This is a genomic window from Okeania sp., assembly GCF_983059655.1.
In genome coordinates this window covers 1-3,883 of record NZ_CEZPJD010000754.1, presented here as the reverse complement: position 1 = coordinate 3,883, position 3,883 = coordinate 1, and the positions used below count along the sequence as shown (strand labels likewise).

The window sequence follows — 3,883 nt, the reverse complement described above, 5'->3', positions numbered from 1 at the left end:
GTGGGAGCATCTTGCTCCCATGAAACAGTGCTATTCATCCCCATCTACCATGACACTAGCAGGACTATCAATATTTTTTACTACATACGCCAACTTTTTTGACCAGCGTTGTCTATGGATCTCATAAAGGGCCATACCAGTTGCTACTGATACATTGAGACTCGGTGTATTGCCTGACATTGGTATAGATACTAAGGCATCACAATTTTTTTGGATGAGAAGGCTTAAACCCTCTGCTTCACTACCAATAACTAAAACAATAGCTCCTGTAAACTTTACGGTATGAATAAGATCCCCATTATCTGCTACAGTACCATATACCCAAAATCCCTCTTTCTTCAATTCTTCCAAAGCACGACTCAGATTAATAACTCTGGCTACCGGAAAATTTTCCAAAGCTCCTGCGGCAACTTTTGTTACAGTCGAAGTTATTCCTACTGCTCGTCTTTGTGGAATAATTAAACCTTGTACTCCCATAGCTTCTGCTGTCCGAATAATGGCTCCTAAATTATGGGGATCGTTGAGACCATCAGCTACTAGCAATATAGGTTGCTCGGTTTTAGATTTAGCTTGAGAAATTAGTTCGTCAAGCTCTTTGTACTCGTAAGGAGATATTTGAGCAGCAATACCCTGATGATTTTTTCTGTGGGTAATTTGATCTAGGCGTCTATCATCTACTTCATCTACGATAGTACCTCTGGCTTTAGCCTCATTGAGCAATGTATGAAACCTAGGATCGTATCTTAGTGGCGGAATAACCCAGATGCGATTTAAAGACCGCTCACTTTTGAGGGCTGCTTGTACAGTATGTCGTCCATAGATTAGATCGTCATCTTCTCTTGTAGTTTCTAAGCGATCGTTGTTTGAGTGCTTACTTTTGAGTTTAATTGATTTCTGTTTTTGGGGTTTGTCTTGAGAGTTAAATTTTGAAGGTTTTATAGGCATAGCTTATATTATGTTCGGTTGAATAATTACACTTTGGATGAAAGAAAAGCAGAAGGCAGACGGCAGAAAGGCAAGAAAGGTTCAAGGCCAAAAGTTTTTTTATAACTGATTATCCGTTAGCGTACCTCCCCCGGAGGGGCACACGATATCATATCAAATCTAGTTTTATTTCTAATAGACATCTCCAATAATAAAAAATCAAATCAATTCTTCCACAGAAATTATCAATTCTTTTTCCCTACTCCCTACTACCTACTCCCTATTCCCTCTTTTCCGGAGATGTCTAATACAGAAGGGCCTATTACTCCCTCTTTTCTGAAGATGCCTAATAGAGTTTAAGTACCCTGTGAAATGAACCTTTTTAATTCTTTCTATCCTCTATATCTAATTCTATATAGCCTAGTAATTGGTTTAACCTTTGAGGATCTGTTAAATATAAGTACCCAATTAAAGCTTCTAAACTGGTAGCCTGTTGATAAATTTCTGGGTCTAATCTTTTCGGTTTCCCAAAAGCAGCGTTGCGCCCTCGTTTGAGAATATCTAACTCTAAACTGGTAAGATGAGGTTTTAAATTATGTAAATGATGAGCCTGACTTTCTGCTCTAACTTGGGCTACCACCAGTTGATGATAAGAGCGCGATCGCTTGGCTGGTATTAAGTAGTAGCTCCGAATAAATAATTCATAAATAGCATCCCCCAGGTATGCCCAAGCTGAGGGTGTTATTTTTTGAATTTCTGTTGGTGTTAGCGCGACAAGGTTTAAATGTTGCAAACCGATTTTTCTCCTTGTTAGCCCAGCCTTTCTAATCAATTCAATATCAATGGTAACTTAAGTTTTGGTCTCAATTTACCAAGACAGGCAAAATTTTGCTCTCACAATGTTTCTAGTTTTTTCCCATACTTAACAATTATTCTAAGTACCAATTTTTTCTCATAATTTTGATGAAAACCAAAATAATTGGGTCTAAAAACCCGCTTTTTAAGGCGAAATGTTTTTGGAGGCTTGTTCAAATCCCCGTTACAAAAGCAATTTCTGAGTTCTGACTTGGCTAATTTCATCAGGCTTGACCAACTCCCGCCTAGACTTTTGCCTTTTGACGGGAGATAGCATCTATAGCTATATTCAAAAGTCGGTCATTGCCTGGCCTTGTCAAGATTTCTTGACACTTTCTAGAGCTTCATCTAATGAAGACCGTAAGGACAAAAATTTCTCTAAACGAACCAATTTAACAGTTTGATTTACACGGGCATTAGAGATTATTTGTAACGTACCTTCTTCATACTGTTTGGTATGCTTTACCAGTTGTACGAGTGCTCCTAACCCAGAGCTATCTACAAAGTCTATTTTGGACAAATCCAAAATAATATTTTTTGCACCTTGATCGATTTTCGTCTTCAGTGCTTTGTTAAAAGTACCTTCTGAGAAGGCATCTAATAGCCCTGTTAAGCGGAATAGCTGGAAGTTATCCCTCTCTTCATGAGTACATCTCAGGCTAACAGTCAGGGCTAATGGCTTAGGCTCAGGAATAACGCCCTCCTAGCTTGATTTTGCATAAGTCGAACATCTATTATACTCTTTTATGTAAAATTTGTCTACTCCTACAGACAGCTTAAATTTTCAAGACAAATTATGCAAAAGTTGCATAATTTAATTCTAGGAATACATGAACAAAGGCAGAAGGCAGACGGCAGAGGGCAGAAGGAACAATTGGATGGGGTTTCTGACCCCAACAAGCTTGTAGACACCCCCGTTGACTATGGGGTTTTATACCTTTTTTCCTTAAAGGTCACGAGCAGAGGGAGCAGGAGTAAAAATTCCCTTCTGCCTTCTGTCTCCTGCCCTATGCCTTTCCTGATAAAATTTGCAGGCCAAATCCTACTTTGATTTCGAGGCTTTAGCTTTCCGCTCATCTTGCATTACCTGGACAAAACGTTCAAATAAGTAATCAGCATCGTGAGGACCGGGGCTAGCTTCAGGGTGGTATTGTACTGAGAATAAAGGTAAAGACTTATGTCGTAAACCTGCAACAGTTTGGTCATTCAAGTTCAGATGTGTAATTTCTACCTCAGTAGCTAAAGAATCTGGATTAATGGCAAATCCATGATTTTGACTTGTAATCTCCACTTGTTGCTGCAAACCTGCAGGCTGATTGAGACCACGGTGGCCAAACTTTAATTTAAAAGTGTCGGCTCCCAAAGCAAGACCGAGGACTTGGTGTCCCATACAAATGCCAAAAACAGGTTTAGATGATTTGAGTAACTCTTTAGTAGTCTCAATACCTTCATTAACAGCAGCGGGGTCTCCTGGACCGTTGGAAAGGAAAATACCATCAGGGTTGTACTTGAGAATTTCTTCTGGTGGCGTATTAGCAGGAACAACTACAACTCGACAACCATAGCTAGCTAAACGTCGCAGGATGTTTTTTTTCACTCCAAAGTCAATGGCCACAACTGTATATTGTTCTCCACTGTAACCAGAAACAGAAGGATTAAACTCCCAAGCTGCATTAGTAGGTTCAGACCATTGGTAAACTTCTTTAGTTGTTACTTCTTGAACTAAATTTAATCCTGCCATACTAGGGGCAGACTGAACTTTTTCTAGCAATTCAGTTGGGTCTAAAATTTCTGTAGAAATCGCCCCATTCATTGCCCCTAAAGTCCGAATTTTTCTGGTCAAAGCACGGGTATCTATACCATAAATCCCAGGAATTTTATGTTCTTGAAGATACTCTGACAAAGACTGAGTAGAGCGCCAGTTACTAGGACGTGGACAAATATTACGAGCGATCGCACCCTTTATTTTTGGCTCATTGGACTCTTCATCTTCAGGATTTACCCCCGTATTTCCCAATTCTGGGTAAGTAAAAGTAACAATTTGCCCACAATAACTTGGGTCTGTCAGAACTTCCTGATAACCAGTCATTCCTGTATTAAATAC

4 protein-coding genes are annotated in these 3,883 nt (G+C 39.5%); all 4 read right to left on the bottom strand.

Annotation, left to right across the window (positions count from 1 at the left end):
- Positions 1–30 precede the first annotated feature (30 nt).
- Positions 31–945 carry a 23S rRNA (guanosine(2251)-2'-O)-methyltransferase RlmB gene (gene rlmB / locus AC3DU7_RS27860; RefSeq protein ID WP_488042505.1) on the bottom strand — a complete coding sequence of 305 codons (915 nt, stop codon included), beginning with the start codon at positions 943–945 and terminating at the stop codon, positions 31–33.
- 361 nt (positions 946–1,306) lie between these two features.
- Positions 1,307–1,717 carry a Mini-ribonuclease 3 gene (locus AC3DU7_RS27855; protein WP_488042504.1) on the bottom strand — a complete coding sequence of 137 codons (411 nt, stop codon included), beginning with the start codon at positions 1,715–1,717 and terminating at the stop codon, positions 1,307–1,309.
- Positions 1,718–2,095: 378 nt separating this feature from the next.
- Positions 2,096–2,437 carry an STAS domain-containing protein gene (locus tag AC3DU7_RS27850; protein WP_488042506.1) on the bottom strand — a complete coding sequence of 114 codons (342 nt, stop codon included), beginning with the start codon at positions 2,435–2,437 and terminating at the stop codon, positions 2,096–2,098.
- A gap of 384 nt (positions 2,438–2,821) precedes the next feature.
- Positions 2,822–3,883, bottom strand: a 1,062-nt coding sequence (carA, locus tag AC3DU7_RS27845; protein WP_488042503.1) for a glutamine-hydrolyzing carbamoyl-phosphate synthase small subunit, incomplete at its 5' end; no start/stop codon positions are given.